The organism is Nitrosomonas oligotropha (assembly GCF_009833085.1).
Lineage (GTDB): Bacteria > Pseudomonadota > Gammaproteobacteria > Burkholderiales > Nitrosomonadaceae > Nitrosomonas > Nitrosomonas oligotropha.
Genome location: NZ_QRBZ01000025.1, coordinates 18080 through 36557, shown reverse-complemented (window position 1 = coordinate 36557; position 18478 = coordinate 18080). Strand labels below are relative to the sequence as shown.

The window sequence follows — 18478 nt, the reverse complement described above, 5'->3', positions numbered from 1 at the left end:
AATGACCGCACCATGGCACGAATCGGCTGGATGAATCTGGTATTGCACGACATCCATAACCCTCACCTGTATCAAGCGGATAGCCTATCCAAGCGCGACCCCTCTAAACGCTCGACCGAGCTGTTGACATCAGAACGCTACGACTTCGTGCTCGCCAATCCGCCTTTTACGGGCACGGTGGATAGCAACGATCTGGAAAAAGACAGCAAGCTTTTCCCTCGCGCTGCTGATAAAGGCAAGAAAAAAGAGGACGCGCTGACTAATAAAAGCGAGCTATTGTTTCTCTGGTTAATGCTCGATCTGCTGCGAGTGGGCGGACGCTGTGCGGTCATCATTCCAGAAGGTGTGCTGTTCGGCAATACCGATGCACACATGCGTCTGCGCCGCGAGCTGCTTACCGAGCACGTGGTCGAAGGCGTGATTTCCTTGCCCGGTGGTGTGTTTCAGCCTTATACCGGCGTTAAAACTTCTATTCTCGTTTTCCGCAAGGAGACCCGCCGCGACGACAAGCAAACTTTCACCGGCAATATTGCGCCTCGCACCGAGTACGTCTGGTTTTACGAAGTGGAAGAAGACGGTTACTCGCTCGACGCCAAGCGCAATCCCCGGCCTGGCCAGCGCAACGATTTGTGGGATGGACTGGAAAAGTTTAAGAGCTGGCGGATCCACGGCCGCGAAGGTGCGCAGCGGCATGAAAAAACCCTGCTGCAACCGAGTTTTCGTAACGAGCGTTGGCGCCAAGCCTTGCTGCGCGATACTGGTGAAGAGCTTACACCGGCGGGTGCAGCCTTTGCGAATTTACCTGATACCAGAATGTGGGATGGCAAGGTATGGGGTATCCATGAGTTATTTGCTGAATTACCGGCCGGTCCGAAAGAGGCCGAGGCGCAGGTACGTAGGGATTACGGCAAATATCTACGAGACACCATCGTGCATTATTTTGCTGCCTCAGCCAGATCGGTCTTGGATCAATGGCAAGTCAATCAGACTATGACCAAAGAACAGCTTCGAAGTCAATGGCAGAAAGCCATCAAAATGCCACTGCAAGAGTTCAACCGTGCGACAAAGAATGTGCAAAGTTTCTTCGAGCCAGAAGACTCGCCAGCATTGCCATTCTGGAAAGATCTGACTAAAAATGCATTGGCAGAGGGGCTTGTTTTTCATGAAAATGCTGCTACGAATCCTCAGACTGTGCCGTTCACCAGTTATTCTCCAGTCGATTTTGACATCATCGAACGTATCGAAATTTGCGCGCGTGAAGTCGCTAAGCTCGACGGTTTCGACGTTACACTTCGCAGTCTCGCTATCGATCAGCTTACCGAACTGAAAGCCGCCAAGCACTGGGTGGTGCCCGTGCGCGCATGGATGCGCAACGACGAATGGCAATCAGACGACGGCAAACTGATCGGTTCGCATGATGCCGATGGTTTGGTACGCCGTGATTATGTTGAGGCGATGCTAACGAATAGCTTATATGACGAGAAAGGTGTGCTCAAAGACGATCTGCTCGACCCGGACTGTATCGAAGCCCGTGGCTGGAACTTGTCCGCCGGGCAATACAAACCGTTCGACTTCACTCAGCTCAAGAGCGACAAGAGTGTAGCCGAGTTGATTGGCGAGCTTAAGGCCACCGAACAGCAGATTATCAGCGAACTGGACACGTTGCTGGCGATGGTGGAGGGGCGGGAATGAAATTGCCAGAAAGCTGGCGAGAAACGACCGTTGGCAATATCGTTATTGATCTGCAGCCAGGTTTTGCACAAAAGCCTGGCGAAGAAGATGAGGGTACGACACCACAAATTCGCACACACAACGTTTCGCCAGATGGAAAAATTACCTTCGAAGGGATTAAACACATATCGGCCAGTGTAAAGGAAGGAGAACGATATACCTTGAAAAAGGGTGACGTCATCTTCAACAACACAAACAGCGAGGAATGGGTAGGCAAGACCGCCGTGTTTGATCAAGAAGGCGAATATGTTTTTTCTAATCATATGACGCGACTGCGGGTGCAGCGCGAACTGGTGATACCGGAATATCTGGCCAGTTACCTGCACCAGTTGTGGGCGATAGGATATTCCAAGACTCGGGCAAAACGATGGATCAGTCAAGCGGGCATTGAGACTAGCGCGCTCGCATCATTCAAGATCCCTCTTCCTACACTCCCCGAACAACAGCGCATTGTCGATGTGCTGCGGCAGGCGGAGGCAGCCCAGAATCAGCAATTAAGACGCTTGCAACTCGACTTGGTGATCAAGTCGGCTCTGGATCGCTTGGTACTCTCTAGTGCGAAGCCTGAGTGGGAGCAACTCGGAACCTTGGTGGAGGCCCGATATGGCACGTCAGTTTCAGCGGATGCCACTGCTGAATCGGGTGTCGCGGTTCTTCGCATCCCGAATGTGATGGGAGGTGAAGTCGACACCGAGGACTTGAAGTATGTCGATCTCACGCAGATTGAACTGAAACGCCTGAGCCTAACTTCTGCAGATGTGTTGATTGTTCGTTCTAACGGCAATCCTGACTATGTTGGTCGCTCTGCACCCATAACTGAAGACATAGCCAAATTTGCCATGGTCTATGCGTCGTATTTAATTCGCTTGCGAACCGATACGACACGTTTGTTACCAGAGTATCTGAGTGCATTCCTGAATAGTGCCTATGGGCGAGCAGCAATGAGAAATGCCATTCGAACAACCGCCGGTCAGAGTAATCTGAGCGGCGAAAACTTGACCAAGGTGAAGTTGCCAGTCCCCCCTATCGCTGAGCAGGAATGGTTCCGTGATTTCTGGTTGCAAGTTCGGGAGCTTCGTCAACTTATTGCCAAGTCGGAAAGCATTGCAAATGGCCTGCGTGAGGCATTGAGCGTTTACGCACTGTCTGGTGAATTGACAGCTGTTTGGAGAGACAAGCACACAACCGAAGTTGCTGATGCAGCAAATGCGCGCGATGCTCTGTTACGCCAGCGCGGCGCCAATATCATCAATGCAAGCGCCGAAGGAGTGATCACTGTTACGGCTCAAGCGGATGCTACGGTGCGCCCCGCACGCCATTGGCTGCTCGGCGAGCTTAGCGAATTTCAGCGGCAGGTGTTGGTTGCATTTTCTGAGTACTGCGAACAAACCGGAAACCCTTTGCTGGCCGAAGATCCGGATGTATTTGCCGGTTTTTGTGATGATGAGCAGGTGGCCGAACGACTGCAAGCTTTCGGTCCGACACTGAACAATCGTATCCGCCGCACGCTCGGTCAGTTGGCGGCCTTGGGTCTGATCGCCAAAGTAACGTTACCCAAGCAGAGCCTCGAAACCGGTGAGCGCGAATATCTGAAGGCGTTCCGCCCGTTGCGGCCGGAAGAATCCACACGCCTTGCCGATGTGGAGAACTTACGCAAGGCGCTGGGAGAGCAGGAGGATTCTGCATGAGGCTGCGATACCTGCACTTGCAGAATTATCCGCCGATCACGGATATCAAGATATGCTTTGCCAGTGGTTCGCCGTTGGCGCGTGAATGCGCCATTCGTTTTGTTGTGGGTCTCAATGGAAGCGGCAAGTCGAACCTGCTGCGCGCGGTGGCCGAGGTGTTTCTGGCGCTGGCCGATCTGCGAGTGCCGCCATTTCCAGTCAGCCTGATTTACGAGCTGGGAATGCGTGGTTCGCCTAATCATCGCACGCTGCTGTTGCATTGTCCCGATAACCGCCAGCAAGCCAGTTTGTGGATGCATGAGCGTTTTGCCTTTGATGACCGAAATGGCCAAGAAGTGTTTGATACCTGTATTGAGTACCTGAATCTAAAGGGCGTACCCTTAGTGCCGGGCTTCTCCGCATTGATTGTGCCTGGGAGCTGGCCGTTACGCGACAGCACTCCACCGCAGATCGCATTACCCTCGGCCGTGCTGGCTTATACCACTGGCGACCTCCAGCCCTGGCGTTCGGTTTGGAGCCGAAATCAGGATGCGCAGGGCTTGTTTGAGTCTAGTGATGAAATTCTGGGCGATGAACGCCCCGCAGGATGGACCAATGCCCAAGAAATAGCACTGGAAGCCGCACGACAAGAATCTTCCCGTGCAGCACGAGTGAGTCAGAGCCAGACACCGCTCGATTCCGATTTATTCCGCCGTCCCATCCTACTGGATGACACTTTGCTCAAATGTGCGCTACTGGCGGTAGCGTTACCCCAAGCTTTTGTAGAAACAGCCGATTACCCGGGGCGAACCGAGGTAGATGCTGCAATGGCCAAATTCCTTTCCCGTAACGATAACAAGAATGCGCTACAAGAACTGTTGGAACGGGGTGGTTGGCACCATCTGGTGTCGGTGAGTTTTCGTAGCCGTTTACAAGCGGATAACTGGGATCGCAAGCTATGCGAAACCGCGCATGACTGGTGGTTGTGCGCCGGTGAGGTGATTGCTGAACCGCATCCCTTCGAGGTACGTCGGCTATTGATCTACGACCTGAAGGGTGCATGCAATTTAGAAGATTCCTCAACACGCACTGTCGATCTGAGCACAAGCTTCACCCAAGGTGAAGCCTTGTGGGCTTTACTTGGTGGCGCCGAAAATGCCACTCCTTTCGATTTGTTCAAGCGCTTGCTGGAGTTGAATCAAGCTGGCTTGTTTGACGAGGTGCTGTTGCGCTTGCGCCGCCAGCCAGTTCCCGAAGCCGGTACAGATACAAGTGAACAGGATATCGGCGTGCTGCGCTACGAGGATTTGTCGGATGGCGAACGGATGGTATTGGGGCGCATGGCATTGTTTCATTTGCTGGAAAGCCAGCAGGATGCGTTGCTGCTACTCGATGAACCGGAAACGCATTTCAATGATCGATGGAAGCGTGAAATTGTAGACATCATTGATCATGCTATTGGCAATACTGCCAACGATGTTCTGATTTCGACACACTCTTCCATCATGCTCTCGGATGCATTCAGCAACGAAATCGTGATGGTAGAGAAAACGGCGAATGGATCGAGGATACGCAGTGTTACCGATTCAACGTTTGCCACTGATCCCAGTGCTTTAATGATGACTGTTTTTGACGCCGATGACAGTATTGGCAAGCGCGCACAGGAGTTCATCGAACAAAAACTACGCCAAGCTACCGGTACACCCGCAGAGATTGCGGAATTAGAACAATTGATCTTGCGCATGGGGTCCGGGTTTTATCGTAGCGAATTGCGCACTTTGTTGAATATGTGGCGGAGCGGGAATGCTTAAGCCCATTCATTATGTTTCCTGCTCTCCTGCATTGGCGGCGTGCCAACGGCTGATGCAGAAGTTTTCACTATGGTTATGCGAGGAGAATGTTCATGTTGTAGATATCACTCCGGATAATCTGAAAGCTCGAATGCCAAGTCACATTGAGGCGGAATGGTTGTGGACTTTCTTGCAGCGTATTGATGCAGGGCAAGCTTTGCTTACACATGCGAATGAAATTGCAAGTACTCCGGTAAATGAAAAGAACGCGCTTCGAAGCTGGATATTGACAGTATCGAGATTAGCCGATCAATTTCAACCTAATCCCATAGCTTGGCCAGCGACAAAGCCAGTTGTAGCCGAAACTGCATGGAGCGCATTCAAGCCGCTAATGATGGCTTTCTATGAAAAAGGTTTTCGCAGTGGCTTACCGTACTTGTTTGATGGAACTCCAGTAGCGATTGGAGGCATAAATTATGCGAATTTCGTACAGGCCTTCCGTGAAGCACATCGTCAGAATCCTAATCCCAACGCCCATGAAGTGTGTGTGCTGTGTGGCGGTTTACTGGGCCAGACGCCCGAGGTGGATCACTGGATCGCCAAGAGTGCCTTTCCTTTGCTCAGCGTCTGTGCCGACAATCTGCTTCCCATCTGCGGCGAGTGTAATTCAACGGCAAATAAAGGCGAGAAGGACGTGCACAGCGCGGGCAGCTTCGACGATTGGTTTCATCCCTATTTCCGCTCTGCCAATGGAAAGTTCCACCTTGATTATGTACTGCCTGAATTAACAGTGAAATGCACAGCTATCGAGACGGCTGATCAACCAAAGGTGGATAATCTCAGTCAGTTGCTCAATCTTGCCGATCGTTGGACACGTGAATTCAAAGCGGAGTATGCCAATCAGCAGGATATTCTTCGTGGACGGGAACGATGCCGAGTTAAGAAGGCACAAACACGACACACACTTGCCGATGTACAAGCCTATGTGCAGCAGTGGCAAGCCGATTTGTTGCCAAGCCAACCCCACCATGAAGTGCATCAAGTGCTGTGCTCGGCGATGCTTGAACCCGCACGTCTTGCAGCCTGGCACAGTGAATTGGCATCAGTGTCTTGACCGGCATTGAACAAGTATATTCTGAGGAAGTATATGAATGAAAAAAAGATTCCAGCAGAGAAACAACCCATCATGGTCACAGAAGGTGCCGAGATTCCTTTTCTGCTTTATTCCGGTGATGATGAAAATGTACATGTACGAGTGCTCATCCACGCTGAATCTCTTTGGTTAACCCAGCGCCTTATGGCCGATTTGTTCCAGACTAGCGCGGACAATATCAACTTACACCTTAAGAATATATTTGCTGAGGGCGAGCTGGAGGAATCGGCAACTACCGAGGATTTCTCGGTAGTTCAGAATGAGGGTGGGCGGGCCGTCCGGCGCACGCTCAAACACTACAGCCTTGACGCCATTATTGCCGTTGGCTATCGTGTGAGCTCCAAGCGCGCTACCCAGTTTCGCATCTGGGCAACCCAGATCCTCAAAGAATATATTCGTAAAGGCTTTGTGCTGGATGATGAGCGGTTAAAGCAGGGAAAGCGGGTTTTCGGCGAAGATTATTTCCAAGAATTGCTCGAGCGGGTCCGCTCTATCCGGGCCAGCGAGCGGCGTATCTATCAGCAAATCACTGATATCTTTGCCGAATGCAGTATTGATTACGATCCAAAATCGGACATCACGCAAAACTTCTATGCCATGGTGCAAAACAAGTTTCACTACGCCATTACCGGTCAGACCGCAGCCGAGATCATTCTGCAGAAAGCTGATCGCGCTGCTCCTCACATGGGCTTACTTACTTGGAAAAATGCACCTCATGGCCGTATCCTCGCCTCAGATGTAACGGTCGCTAAGAACTATTTGACCGAACCGGAAATCAAGCGATTAGAACGTACCATTTCCAGTTTTTTCGACTATATCGAAAACATCATTGAAAACCGGCTTCAAATGAGCATGGCCGATATGACCGAAAGTGTAGACAAGTTTTTAAGCTTTAATGAATTTGAAGTGCTGACACATAAAGGCCGTGTAAGCAAGATGCAGGCTGATCAGAAGGCTTTATCCGAATACGCGGAATTTAACCGGACACAGAAGATCGAATCCGATTTTGATCGAGTGTTGAAAGCAACCAAAACTCTGATGGATGGAAATCCGAAATCCAGCAGAACGAAACCTAATTCAGGGAAAAAATGAATACCTTTGAGTGCCGGGTGGATAGGGCTTAATTTTTGTATCTTAGCAACGCATTGTCAGTTTGTGTCGCCCACAGCGACAGGTCAATTCAATATGTCGCAAATTTTCATTTTTTGCGACATATCAATCAGACGTTGAAACGGAAATGCATCACATCGCCATCCTTGACGACATATTCCTTGCCTTCGAGGCGCATTTTGCCGGCTTCTTTGGCGCCTTGTTCGCCGTTGTAGGCGATGAAGTCGTCGTAGCTGATGACTTCGGCGCGGATGAAGCCTTTTTCAAAATCGGTGTGGATGACACCGGCTGCTTGCGGGGCGGTGTCGCCTTTGTGGATGGTCCAGGCGCGGACTTCTTTGACGCCGGCGGTGAAGTAGGTTTGCAGTCCGAGCAGTTCATAGCCTGCGCGCACCAGGCGGTTGAGGCCGGGTTCTTCGAGGTTCAGGTCGGCTAGGAAGATTTTTTTGTCTTCGTCGGACAGTTCCGCGATTTCCGCTTCAAGAGCGGCGCAGATGGCGACGACCGGTGCACCTTCCTGGGCGGCGTATTCTTGCACGCGGGTGAGCAGCGGGTTGTTTTCAAAGCCGTGGTCGTCGACATTGGCGACGTAAATCGCCGGTTTGGCGGTCAATAAACACAGCGGCTGCAATAAGAGTTTTTGCTCTTTATCCAAGTCCATTGTTCTGGCGGGTTTGCCCTGATCAAGATGCGCTTGCACTTGTTCCAGCAAGGCGCACAATTTGATTGCATCCTTGTTGCCGGATTTGGCCACCTTGGATTCGCGCAGCAGCGCTTTTTCCACCGTGGCGAGATCGGCCAGGGATAATTCCGTTTGGATCACTTCGATATCGGAGACCGGGTCGACTTTACCGGCAACGTGCACGACGTTGTCATCGTTGAAACAGCGCACCATGTTGACGATGCCGTCGGTCTCGCGGATGTTGGCGAGGAATTTGTTGCCCAGTCCTTCGCCTTTGGATGCGCCTGCGACCAGTCCGGCGATATCGACGAATTCGACGATGGCCGGTTGTATTTTTTGCGGCTTGACGATGCCGCTGAGTTTTTGCAGGCGCGGATCAGGTACTTCGACAATGCCGACATTCGGATCGATAGTGCAAAAAGGATAGTTTTCCGCCGCGATGCCTGCTTTGGTCAAAGCATTAAACAAGGTGGATTTGCCGACATTGGGTAGACCCACGATTCCACATTTCAGACTCATGACCGGTTTCTCATTAAAAAGGGTTAAATAACAATGTGATGAATTATTGCTGGAATTTATGCTTTGGTGTGCAGTTTCAACATCGCCGCTTCACAAGCGCCTTGCGCGATGAGCGGCCAGACTTCCAGGCTTTTTTGAATGGCTTCATCGATCAGCGGCGCTTCTTCTTTTCTCGGTGGATGCAACACATAGCCGACCACGGCGTTGCGGTCGCCCGGATGACCGATGCCGATGCGCAGCCGCCAGAAATCCTGCGTGCCCAATTTGGCGGCGATATCCTTGAGACCGTTATGCCCGCCTAAACCGCCGCCTTTTTTCAGTTTGGCGATGCCCGGGAGTAAATCCAGCTCATCGTGCACCACGATGATTTGATCCGGCAGGATTTTGTAAAACTGACACAGTGCCGCGACCGACTGCCCACTTCGATTCATGAAGGTTTGCGGTTCCAGCAGCCACAAGTCGCTATCTTTCTCCCGCACCTGCGCGCACAGCCCATGAAACCGGGCTTCCGGTCTTAGCGTGGCGTGCAGCGTATGCGCTAACCGGTCAACCCACTCAAAACCGGCATTATGGCGCGTTCCGGCGTACTCTCTGCCGGGATTACCCAATCCGACGACAAGTTTCATGAAATGATGTCAGGCTTCTGTGAGAATTTATCGGGTTGCTGAGAGCATGCCCAGAAACGAAAAATCTGCCGGTGTATATTGCAACCCCGGCAGATTTGTCCAATTTCCAGAACAGCTCAGTGTGTTGTCACTCAGCTTACTTTTTCTCAGCGCCCGCACCCTCAGCACCGGCTTCTTCGGACAATACCGAGCGAGGAATGACGATTGTGGCTACCGGCAGATTTTCACCTTTGCCCAGCGCCACGGTTTCTACACCTTTAGGCATGACCAGATCACTCAAATGCAGCGTGTGCCCTGCAGTGAGTTCGGCCAGATCAACTGAAATAAATTCAGGCAGATCATCAGGCAGACAGCTGATGTCCACTTCCGTCAAGATATGAGAAACAATACCGCCGGAGGTTTTCACACCCGGTGCAGCTTCGGCATTGATAAAGTGCAACGGCACTTTCATGTGTATTTTCTTATTCTTGTCGACGCGTTGAAAGTCCACGTGCAGTACTTGTTGTTTGAAAGGATGCATCTGGATATCGCGCAGCAGTACAGGTTCTTTTTTTCCTGCGACACTTAACGACAGTACGGAGGCGTGAAAAGCTTCCAGCTTGAGTTTGTGATACAGATCGTTGTGATCCATCTCAATCGATTGGGCTGCTTGATCACCACCATAAATGATTGCCGGTACTTTACCGGAACCACGCAGGCGGCGGCTCGCACCCTTTCCCTGCAACGTGCGCTTATCAGCGCTGATTTCTATTTTCATTGTGATACTCCATAAAGATGGTTTGTTCGCGACCAAACAAACCGGTTAAAAAAACGTAATCTATTCCATGAATAATGAGCTTAAAGAGCTTTCATTGCTGATGCGTAACATGGTTTCCGCCAGCAGGTTGGCGATGCTCAGCTGGCAAATGCGATCGCACGCCAGCGCGTCTTCGCGCAATGGTATGGTATCGGTCACCACAAGCTTATCCAGCGCCGAATTCCGGATGCGGTCCACCGCATTACCGGATAATACCGCGTGCGTGGAATACGCTATCACGGCTTTCGCGCCGTGCTCTTTTAACGCATTGGCTGCCTGGCACAGCGTATTGGCGGTATCCACCATGTCATCGATAATCACACAGGTTCGGTCTTTGACTTCACCGATGATGTTCATGACTTTTGCTTCGTTGGGTTTTGGGCGGCGTTTGTCGATGATGGCCAGATCGCATTCCAGGCGCTTTGCCAGATGGCGGGCGCGGACAACGCCGCCGACATCCGGCGATACCACGATTAAATTCTGGTAATTATGTTTCCAGATATCGCCGAGCAAAATGGGCATGCCATAAATATTATCAACCGGGATATCGAAAAAACCCTGGATTTGATCCGAATGCAAATCCATCGTGAGCAGCCGGTCAATACCGACGGTAGTCAGCATATTGGCAACCACTTTGGCGGTAATCGGCACGCGCGCCGAGCGCGGCCGTCTATCCTGACGGGCGTAACCGAAATAGGGGATTGCTGCGGTAATACGGCTGGCCGATGCGCGTTTCAACGCATCCACCATGACCATTATCTCCATCAGGCTATCATTGGTGGGCGCGCAGGTGGATTGCAATACAAACACATCCTTGCCGCGCACATTCTCCAGAATTTCCACCATGACTTCACCGTCGCTGAAGCGTCCGACAGTAGCGCGCCCCAGATGGATATTGAGATGCTTCACAGCATCCTCCGCCAATTTGGGATTCGCAGTTCCGGTAAAGACCATCAAACTGTCATAAGCCATTATATTTCTTTGCGCTAGCTAGCTGGTAAGGGAGTAAAGGTTTCTCTGGTTAAATAGCAGCTGTGATGATCACAGTTTTGTTTTATTCCGCATTCATTCTCAATCAGAATGAATGAAATAGTCTCCTCTCCGGAGTTACTACCAAGCCAAATACTGGCAGGGGAGGTAGGGATCGAACCTACGAATGCCGGAATCAAAATCCGGTGCCTTACCACTTGGCGACTCCCCTAAATTCTTAGTTCAAGGTTTTGTGCATCGGATGACAATCCAATCCTTTTGCGACAAACCCTTTCATATCGTCTGGAATCTGTTCAAATGCAGCCCGTGCTGCTTGTTCCGTGGCAAATTCTGCGAACACACAAGCGCCCGAACCGCTCATCGCCGCTATTGTAGTATTTTCTAGCCGCTTTAGCCACTCCAAGCATCTTGCCACTTCAGGATATGCCCGGCAAACGACTAATTCTAAATCGTTATGCCCTTGCCAGACAGAAAAGGGCGGTATTGTGATGGGTATCGTGTTGCGTGTCAATTCCTTACTGGTAAAAATCTCTGCGGTCGATACTTGCACCGGTGGCACAAGAACCAGATACCATGCCGGTGGCAGTTCAATGGCGGCGAGTTTTTCACCGACACCTTCAGCGAAGGCATTTTGCCCAAAAATAAATACCGGCACATCGGCGCCCAGTTGAAGTCCTAATTCGAGCAATTGCTCCGGGTTTACATTCACTTTCCACAAGTGATTCAGTGCCAGCAGTGTGGTGGCGGCATCGGAACTCCCGCCGCCCAAGCCGCCGCCCATCGGGATCTGTTTTTGCAAAAAGATATCCACACCCTGTGTGGTTCCAGTTTGCTGTTGCAGCAGTTTGGCGGCGCGGACGCACAAATCTTTTTCTTCCGGTACTCCGGCAATCGGATTGTGCAGTTTGATGACACCGTCATCGCGTAACTTGAAACTGATTTGATCGGAAAAATCAATAAACCTGAACACGGTTTGCAGCAAATGATAACCATCCGGTCTACGGCCAACGACATGTAGAAAAAGATTCAGCTTGGCAGGAGCGGGGAATGTGAACATAAAAATGGGATTGAGCGCTTATGCTTTAATGACAGAAACGGTTATTCAACTTTCCAGTCATCGACAACCAGGCGGATTTTCAGTTTCTGGTAGACTAAATTCAGCACCCGGGGAAGCGCTGCGGCGTTGGGTTGTGCCGCCGTGAAGCCTTGATAGTGAATGTGCCAGCCATCTTGCCGGATCGCGATAATCTGATTTTTATGATCGAAATCCTTTTGTGACGCGTTTGCGGGCGAGTGCATGCCCTGTATCCAGTACTGCAAACCATTGAGCGGCAAGCGCCAGCCGAGAATTTCTTCCGTCAAACTTTCCACATCGTTGGCATAAAAAGCTTCCAATTTAGAAGTGATCAGCCGCACGCCTTCGTGATCTTTGGAAATTTCCGCCACCGCTTGGCCTAGCGGTGTGAATAACAAAATTTCGTCGCTGGCGGCCAGATGCTGCCAGCGGAAGCTGCCGGAAAAACTTTGATTCTCGTCTTGAATCGCGATTCTGCCCAGGATGTTGAAATCAGGAGCGACCGCGTTATGCGCACCCGCAACAGGCTCTGTCTGGATGGTCGTTACGGCCGCTTCGGGTTGCGTTTGAACGGGCAATAGCTGACAGCCGGAGAATAGCGGAAAAATACAACTAGCCAGAATTCCCAGAATAATTTTCCACGGCTGAATTCTGAACTTGCTTGCTGGTAATTCAATATAAAAACGGGCAGATATCAATTGCGCAATTACCAACGGATATGGAGTGTGCTTTGTTAACTATTGATCGTCTTGTTCGTTTGCTGAAAATCAGGCAATACGATATTGAGCTCCAGTGTTTCCTGATTCTCGTCTTGTTCAAAGTTAACCGATATCGCATCCTGATCGACGTTCACGTACTTCCGGATAACCTCTAGCAGTTCTTTCTGCAATTGTGGCAGGTACGAAGGTTGATTACGGTAGCTGCGTTCATGCGCAACCAGAATCTGTAATCGTTCTTTCGCCAGCGAAGCGGTTTTAGGTTTGGATGATCTGAAATAGTCCAGTAAACTCATTTTCTTCCTCCGAATAGCCTTCTGAGAAACCCTTGTTTACCATCGATAAACCGATGCGGCAGCTTTTCTCCCAAGTAACGCGCAACGACATCGGCGTATGCCTGACCGGCTTCACTCTTCTCATCGAGTATGACCGGCATGCCTGCGTTTGATGCGGATAGAACCGATTTCGATTCGGGAATAATGCCCAACAACTCCAGCGACAGGATTTCCTGCACATCCTCCAGACTCAGCATTTCACCCAGCTTAACCCTGTCGGCATCATACCGGGTCAGTAACAAATACTCTTTAATGGGCTCTTCATTTCTTTCGGCCCGGCGGGATTTACTGGAGAGAATCCCCAGCATGCGATCCGAATCGCGGACGGAAGAAATTTCCGGGTTGGTCACGACAAAGGCATCGTCGGCAAAATAAAGCGCCAGATTGGCGCCTTTCTCGATACCGGCGGGAGAGTCGCACACAATGTACTCAAAATCCTTGGATAATTCGTCTAAAACCTTGCCCACGCCTTCCTGTGTCAGCGCGTCTTTGTCGCGTGTTTGCGATGCCGGCAGGATATACAGCAGATTGCAGTTCTTATCGCGGATGAGCGCTTGATTGAGACTGGCTTCGCCATTGATCACATTGATAAAATCATAGACCACCCGGCGTTCGCAACCAAGAATCAAATCCAAGTTCCGCAGGCCCACATCAAAATCGATGACCGCTGTTTTATGCCCTTTTTTCGCCAGCCCCATGGCGATTGCCGCGCTTGTGGTTGTTTTACCAACGCCGCCCTTGCCTGATGTCACGACTATAATTCTTGCCAATTGAGCCTCCTTTGCTGTTTGGTCTTAAGCAATCTCTTTAATGATCAACGCATGATTCTGCAAATAGATCTGCACGGGATGATTGTATGTCTGCTTATTCAAATCCTCGCTGGTTTTATAATCGCCCGCGATGGAAATAAGCTCTGCCTGTAAATCAAAACAAAATATCCGGGCAGCTGTATTGCCATGCACGCCCGCCAAAGCGCGCCCTCTTAACGTATTATAGACGTGTATATTGCCTTCGGCCATAATTTCGGCGCCCGCGCTCACCTGCGACAAAATGATCAAATCACCGGCTGCGTAAATTCGTTGTCCTGAGCGGATCGGCTGCGTCACTAAGGTTGCCGTTGCGGCAACCGGCGGAATCGGAACAGGCCGGACGGATGGCTCCTTGACCGCGACTGTTTCAAGTTGCGCGGCGGGTTGTTGAACCGCTTCCGGTTTCTGCGGTTCTCCAATGATGATGGAACTGCCTTGCTCACGCACCGTATCGATCGGAATGAATAAGGCGCGCGCTTGTTTATTCTGGTTCTCATTGCCGCCGCGGATACCGACCGGGAAAAAACTGACCCGGCGCAACAGCTGGATGATCTGCGTGAAATCCAGATCCTGATTTTGCTTGTTTAATTCGCGCAAATCGATAATCAGCGGAGAATCCTTGAAGAATTCCGGCGCCAGGTTGATTTTTTCATGCAATGTCTGTTCGATTGCGGCCAGATCGTTGGTGTAAAGAATCAGGATGGGCGCGAAAAAGGTGCTGCTTTTGAATTCCAGTGCTGGAGTGGTGTTTAGCATTTTAATGGTTTGACAGGCTCACAGAGATTCATTGCAAGGATCAATAGCACTGTTTAATGATGTTTGAAAAGGTACCGGTCACGTCAATGAAAGCCGATTTAATCAATCGCTTTCTTTTTTGTTAAACGTTGCAATGTTTCCAGCAGGATTTCGTTATCCGGATCTTTTTCCAAGGCGGTACGCCATATATTTTTGGCATCGTCTTTAGCGCCTTGTACCCAAAGCACTTCACCCAAGTGCGCCGCAATTTCCGCATCGGGGCGGGCGGCGAATGCCAAATTCAGGAAATTCAATCCTTCCACGAAATTTCCCATGCGGTAGTATACCCAACCCAGGCTATCCATAATATAGGGATCTTCCGGAGAAAGCTCAACGGCTTTCCTGATCAATTTCAACGCTTCCGGTAAATGCATGCCGCGCTCAGCGAAGCTGTAGCCCAAGGCATTATAAGCATGCGCATTTTCCGGTTTCAGCTTGATCAGTTTGCGCAAATCCTGCTCCAGGATTTTAAATTTGCCCAGCTTGTCGGCTGCCAAGGCGCGATCATAAAGCAGCTCAGGATAATCCGGCAGTTTCTTTAATCCGGCATCGAGCAAATCGTAGACTTCCTGGTGAGCCTTGGAGCGGCGCAGAATCTGCGCTTCCGCCAATATCAAATGCGCGGCCTGCTGGTCATTGGCGGCAGGCAGTTTTTGCAGATGCGCGCGCGCTTCCTGCAAATGACCTTTTAATGCCAATAAATCCGCGTAACGGATTTGCGCCGGTAAATAACGTCCCCCGCTTTTTACCTGCTGATACGCTTCCATGGCTAAATCGGGGCGATTGGTTTCCTCATAAATCTGCGCCAAGTGGAAGTACACCGCGTTGGTATCCTTGTATCCCAGAGTCAGCGCTTTTTTGAAACTGGCTTCCGTAACATCAAAATCACCCATCTCCGTGGCCAATAATCCCGCTGCCAGGGTAATTTCCGCGTCTTCGGGATTTTTATCCAATAACCATTGCACTTGCTCGCGCGCCTGATCAATCTCGCTGGCACCGATCAATACCCGGGTATAAGCCACCCTGACTTCATTGGATGCCGGATATTTTTCGAGATAACCGCGGTAGAACTCGCTCGCATCGGCAGCGGAAACGCGTTGCAGTATTCTGCCGTTATGCACGGCGGCGACTTCCCATTCGGGGCGCAAAGCCAGCGCGCGCTGCATCTCGTCCAATGCCAGCTGATGCTGATTGGCAAACCATGCTGCCTGGGAAATGGCGAAATGGACTTCCGGAACATCCTTATACGGTTGCGAAAGCTGTTGTATCAATTGCAGTGTCGCGGTTTTTTCCGGATTGCGTGACAACAATTGGTTGAGTTGCATGAAGGCAGGGCCGACGCCTTCTTTTTCCGTGGCCAGCAGTTTTTCGAGATGAGGCCGCGCGGCATCCAGCTTGCCAAGATTGACCAGCAGCGCGGCGATGGTTTGGCGCGCATCGACGGAATCAGGCTCGAGCCCAACCCACAGCGTGGCCGCTTGTTCCGCCGCAAAGGGATTGCCGGCATGCAGGGAAATTTCCGTTGCGCGCTTGGCGATACGGGGATCGCGCGTCGTTTTGGCTAGCTTGACATAGCGGTTGACGGCAATATCCAAGCTACCGCGCTGCAATGCGGTCTCACCGACTAAAAAATCAAACAGAATGGGCGCGGTCAGCTCCTGCTTGGGTAAATTCAGCTGGCTGACTTCTTCCGGATCGGCGGATTCCCCTGTTTTTTCTGCCTCCTTGTTGGAAGGAAGCTGCGCGCAGGCAGTAAGTCCGGACAGCAATAACACGCATAGAATTTTAAATTTCATGAGAAATCCGATTGATTTTCAAATATAAGATAAAACGTACAACTTCTGTGCCGCATTCGCAGGATTCATTAAATCGTTTAGCATTCAGTCATTTTTCGTGCAGCCGTGTGCTGGATTCAAGACCGGATGTTACGCAAAACAGTGCGCATATTCTACTTTTATACCGGCAATAAAGTGAATAAATAATTATTTAGCATAAGTCGTATGGAATGTCACCCGGAAAAGTAAGATTAAAATTGTACGCAAAGATGCCACGGGTTAATTTATGATAAAGCAAATGCTGAGAACACCATTAAAATATGAAAGTTCAGTGCAGTTTCTATGGTATCCGGTAATTTCCGGCGGCTGGCAGTTTTTCCCATCTACATCGCTAATTGGACTCGATTGAAAAATCCATTGTTAAAACTGGTTATTGTTTTTCTGCTGGGCATGCTGACCGTGCTCGGTTTTGCGCCTTTCTATCTTTTTCCGGTGCCGGTCATCACCGTGGCTGTATTGCTGGGATTGTGCCACAAAAGCCAAAGCCCGCTGAAAAATGCCGCATTGGGATTCGGTTTCGGCATGGGGTTGTTTAGCGCCGGGGTCACCTGGATTTACGTCAGCTTGCACGATTTTGGCGCCATGCCGATGCCCATTGCGGTGGTTGCATTGATCGTACTGTGCGCTTACCTGTCGCTGTTTCCGGCTTTGGGTTTTTGGCTTCTGACTCGGTCCCGCCTGACTTCGCCTTTTCTTTGGGCATCGCTGGCTGCGGCCTTATGGGTGCTGTCGGAATGGTTGCGCGGCACGTTGTTTACCGGTTTTCCCTGGCTGGCGCTGGGTTATTCGCAAGCGCCGTTGAGCCCCTTGGCGGGTTTTGCACCGGTTTTCGGTGTTTACGGTATTTCGTTTTTGCTGATATTCAGCGCGGCCTTGCTTTTCTTCTGGTTTGATCAGGGGATTAGAAAATGGCGTTACGCATTGCCTTTGCTGCTAATGTGGTGCGGCGGGTATGGCTTGCAGTTGATCGATTGGGTTAAACCGGAGGGAGAACCGGTTAGCGTGAGTTTACTGCAAGGTAATATTCCGCAAGACATGAAGTGGCGTGAAGATCACCTGGAAAGCACCATGGAAACGTATGCCAAGCTGATAATGCAAAGCGATAGCCGCTTGATCGTGACGCCGGAAATTTCCATTCCGTTGTTCAGCGATACCGTGCCGCCACTGTATTTGTCGTATCTGGCCGAGCATGCCAGGAATAACAACGGCGACGTGTTGATCGGTCTGGCCGAGCGCACAACGCATAACGGCAACGAATATTACAACACCATGTTCAGCTTCGGTTCCGCACCGGAACAGAGTTACCGCAAGCATCACCTGGTTCCCTTCGGCGAATACATTCCCTTCAAGCCGCTTTTTGGCTGGGTGATTCAAGTGCTGCAAATTCCCTTATCGGATTTCTCGCGCGGCGGTTTGGATCAGCAGCCGATGAATTTAGCCGGGCAGCGAGTGGCGATCAATATCTGTTACGAAGACGTGTTCGGCGAGGAAATCATCTATCAATTGCCGCAAGCGACGATGCTGGTCAATGTCAGCAACGATGCCTGGTTCGGCCGCTCGATCGGGCCGCAGCAACACTTGCAGATTTCGCAAATGCGCGCCTTGGAAACCGGGCGCTACATGCTGCGCGCCACCAATACCGGCGTGACCGCGATCATCGACGAGCGCGGCAGGGTGTTGCAAACCATCGAAATTTTCACCACCGCGGCGCTGCATGGATTGGCGCAAGGCTTTACCGGCGCGACACCGTATGTGCGTATGGGAAATTACCCGGTGCTCGGGCTGGCCGGCTTGTTATTGTGCATCGGTTTGCTATCCGCCTTTCGCGCGGCATGGAAAACCCGGTAAA

General features: G+C 50.9%; 16 protein-coding genes and 1 tRNA gene. 6 read left to right on the top strand and 11 right to left on the bottom strand.

The genetic code is table 11. From position 1 onward, the window contains the following. Positions 1–12: 12 nt before the first annotated feature. The 5 genes from ABD07_RS15005 to ABD07_RS08290 are packed head-to-tail and all read left to right on the top strand — an operon-like array spanning position 13 to position 7433. A complete protein-coding gene (locus tag ABD07_RS15005; protein ID WP_338040576.1) occupies positions 13–1692 on the top strand; it encodes an HsdM family class I SAM-dependent methyltransferase in 1680 nt (559 codons plus the stop codon). After that, entirely contained in the window at positions 1689–3419 is a 1731-nt protein-coding gene (locus tag ABD07_RS08305) for a restriction endonuclease subunit S (protein WP_160817901.1), read from the top strand. The genes ABD07_RS15005 and ABD07_RS08305 overlap by 4 nt, the downstream gene beginning before the upstream one ends. Then, on the top strand, positions 3416–5209 hold the full coding sequence (locus ABD07_RS08300; RefSeq protein WP_160817900.1) for an AAA family ATPase: 1794 nt from the start codon (positions 3416–3418) through the stop codon (positions 5207–5209). Before ABD07_RS08305 ends, ABD07_RS08300 begins: the two co-directional genes overlap by 4 nt. Next, positions 5202–6302 carry a hypothetical protein gene (locus tag ABD07_RS08295; protein WP_160817899.1) on the top strand — a complete coding sequence of 367 codons (1101 nt, stop codon included), beginning with the start codon at positions 5202–5204 and terminating at the stop codon, positions 6300–6302. Before ABD07_RS08300 ends, ABD07_RS08295 begins: the two co-directional genes overlap by 8 nt. A gap of 33 nt (positions 6303–6335) precedes the next feature. Beyond that, a complete protein-coding gene (locus ABD07_RS08290; RefSeq protein ID WP_205010675.1) occupies positions 6336–7433 on the top strand; it encodes a virulence RhuM family protein in 1098 nt (365 codons plus the stop codon). 127 nt (positions 7434–7560) lie between these two features. On the opposite strand, the gene ychF is transcribed toward ABD07_RS08290, so the two are convergent. From ychF to ABD07_RS08235, 11 genes are all read right to left on the bottom strand, one after another. Then, entirely contained in the window at positions 7561–8652 is a 1092-nt protein-coding gene (ychF, locus tag ABD07_RS08285; RefSeq protein ID WP_160817898.1) for a redox-regulated ATPase YchF, read from the bottom strand. A gap of 56 nt (positions 8653–8708) precedes the next feature. After that, positions 8709–9278, bottom strand: a complete 570-nt coding sequence (gene pth, locus ABD07_RS08280; RefSeq protein ID WP_160817897.1) for an aminoacyl-tRNA hydrolase — start codon at positions 9276–9278, stop codon at positions 8709–8711. A 136-nt stretch (positions 9279–9414) separates the two neighbouring features. Further along, entirely contained in the window at positions 9415–10035 is a 621-nt protein-coding gene (locus ABD07_RS08275; RefSeq protein ID WP_108699344.1) for a 50S ribosomal protein L25/general stress protein Ctc, read from the bottom strand. Positions 10036–10095: 60 nt separating this feature from the next. Next, positions 10096–11046 carry a ribose-phosphate pyrophosphokinase gene (locus tag ABD07_RS08270; protein WP_108699345.1) on the bottom strand — a complete coding sequence of 317 codons (951 nt, stop codon included), beginning with the start codon at positions 11044–11046 and terminating at the stop codon, positions 10096–10098. Positions 11047–11200: 154 nt separating this feature from the next. Beyond that, positions 11201–11275: transfer RNA gene (locus tag ABD07_RS08265), tRNA-Gln, on the bottom strand. Between the two features lie 6 nt (positions 11276–11281). Continuing rightward, positions 11282–12121 carry a 4-(cytidine 5'-diphospho)-2-C-methyl-D-erythritol kinase gene (gene ispE / locus ABD07_RS08260; protein ID WP_160817896.1) on the bottom strand — a complete coding sequence of 280 codons (840 nt, stop codon included), beginning with the start codon at positions 12119–12121 and terminating at the stop codon, positions 11282–11284. 41 nt (positions 12122–12162) lie between these two features. Then, on the bottom strand, positions 12163–12717 hold the full coding sequence (lolB, locus tag ABD07_RS08255) for a lipoprotein insertase outer membrane protein LolB (RefSeq protein ID WP_240142480.1): 555 nt from the start codon (positions 12715–12717) through the stop codon (positions 12163–12165). A 155-nt stretch (positions 12718–12872) separates the two neighbouring features. After that, positions 12873–13151 (bottom strand): cell division topological specificity factor MinE, encoded by a 279-nt coding sequence (gene minE, locus ABD07_RS08250; protein WP_090315071.1) that lies wholly within the window; start codon positions 13149–13151, stop codon positions 12873–12875. After that, positions 13148–13960, bottom strand: coding sequence for a septum site-determining protein MinD (minD, locus tag ABD07_RS08245; RefSeq protein WP_090315069.1), 813 nt, complete (start codon positions 13958–13960; stop codon positions 13148–13150). Before minD ends, minE begins: the two co-directional genes overlap by 4 nt. Positions 13961–13984: 24 nt before the next feature. Then, a complete protein-coding gene (gene minC / locus ABD07_RS08240; RefSeq protein ID WP_160817895.1) occupies positions 13985–14755 on the bottom strand; it encodes a septum site-determining protein MinC in 771 nt (256 codons plus the stop codon). 98 nt (positions 14756–14853) lie between these two features. Continuing rightward, a complete protein-coding gene (locus ABD07_RS08235; protein ID WP_160817894.1) occupies positions 14854–16590 on the bottom strand; it encodes a tetratricopeptide repeat protein in 1737 nt (578 codons plus the stop codon). Between the two features lie 429 nt (positions 16591–17019). On the opposite strand from ABD07_RS08235, the gene lnt reads away from it, so the two are divergent. Next, positions 17020–18477, top strand: a complete 1458-nt coding sequence (lnt, locus tag ABD07_RS08230) for an apolipoprotein N-acyltransferase (protein WP_240142484.1) — start codon at positions 17020–17022, stop codon at positions 18475–18477. The last annotated feature ends 1 nt before the right edge of the window (position 18478 follow it).

What these genes read in the sequence shown, in the direction of transcription:
- ABD07_RS15005 (WP_338040576.1), top strand. Translation starts at nt 13, where the DNA reads ATGGCACGAATCGGCTGGATGAATCTGGTATTGCACGACATCCATAAC.
- ABD07_RS08305 (WP_160817901.1), top strand. Translation starts at nt 1,689, where the DNA reads ATGAAATTGCCAGAAAGCTGGCGAGAAACGACCGTTGGCAATATCGTT.
- ABD07_RS08300 (WP_160817900.1), top strand. Translation starts at nt 3,416, where the DNA reads ATGAGGCTGCGATACCTGCACTTGCAGAATTATCCGCCGATCACGGAT.
- ABD07_RS08295 (WP_160817899.1), top strand. Translation starts at nt 5,202, where the DNA reads ATGCTTAAGCCCATTCATTATGTTTCCTGCTCTCCTGCATTGGCGGCG.
- ABD07_RS08290 (WP_205010675.1), top strand. Translation starts at nt 6,336, where the DNA reads ATGAATGAAAAAAAGATTCCAGCAGAGAAACAACCCATCATGGTCACA.
- ychF (WP_160817898.1), bottom strand. Translation starts at nt 8,652, where the DNA reads ATGAGTCTGAAATGTGGAATCGTGGGTCTACCCAATGTCGGCAAATCC.
- pth (WP_160817897.1), bottom strand. Translation starts at nt 9,278, where the DNA reads ATGAAACTTGTCGTCGGATTGGGTAATCCCGGCAGAGAGTACGCCGGA.
- ABD07_RS08275 (WP_108699344.1), bottom strand. Translation starts at nt 10,035, where the DNA reads ATGAAAATAGAAATCAGCGCTGATAAGCGCACGTTGCAGGGAAAGGGT.
- ABD07_RS08270 (WP_108699345.1), bottom strand. Translation starts at nt 11,046, where the DNA reads ATGGCTTATGACAGTTTGATGGTCTTTACCGGAACTGCGAATCCCAAA.
- ispE (WP_160817896.1), bottom strand. Translation starts at nt 12,121, where the DNA reads ATGTTCACATTCCCCGCTCCTGCCAAGCTGAATCTTTTTCTACATGTC.
- minE (WP_090315071.1), bottom strand. Translation starts at nt 13,151, where the DNA reads ATGAGTTTACTGGACTATTTCAGATCATCCAAACCTAAAACCGCTTCG.
- minC (WP_160817895.1), bottom strand. Translation starts at nt 14,755, where the DNA reads ATGCTAAACACCACTCCAGCACTGGAATTCAAAAGCAGCACCTTTTTC.
- ABD07_RS08235 (WP_160817894.1), bottom strand. Translation starts at nt 16,590, where the DNA reads ATGAAATTTAAAATTCTATGCGTGTTATTGCTGTCCGGACTTACTGCC.
- lnt (WP_240142484.1), top strand. Translation starts at nt 17,020, where the DNA reads ATGCTGACCGTGCTCGGTTTTGCGCCTTTCTATCTTTTTCCGGTGCCG.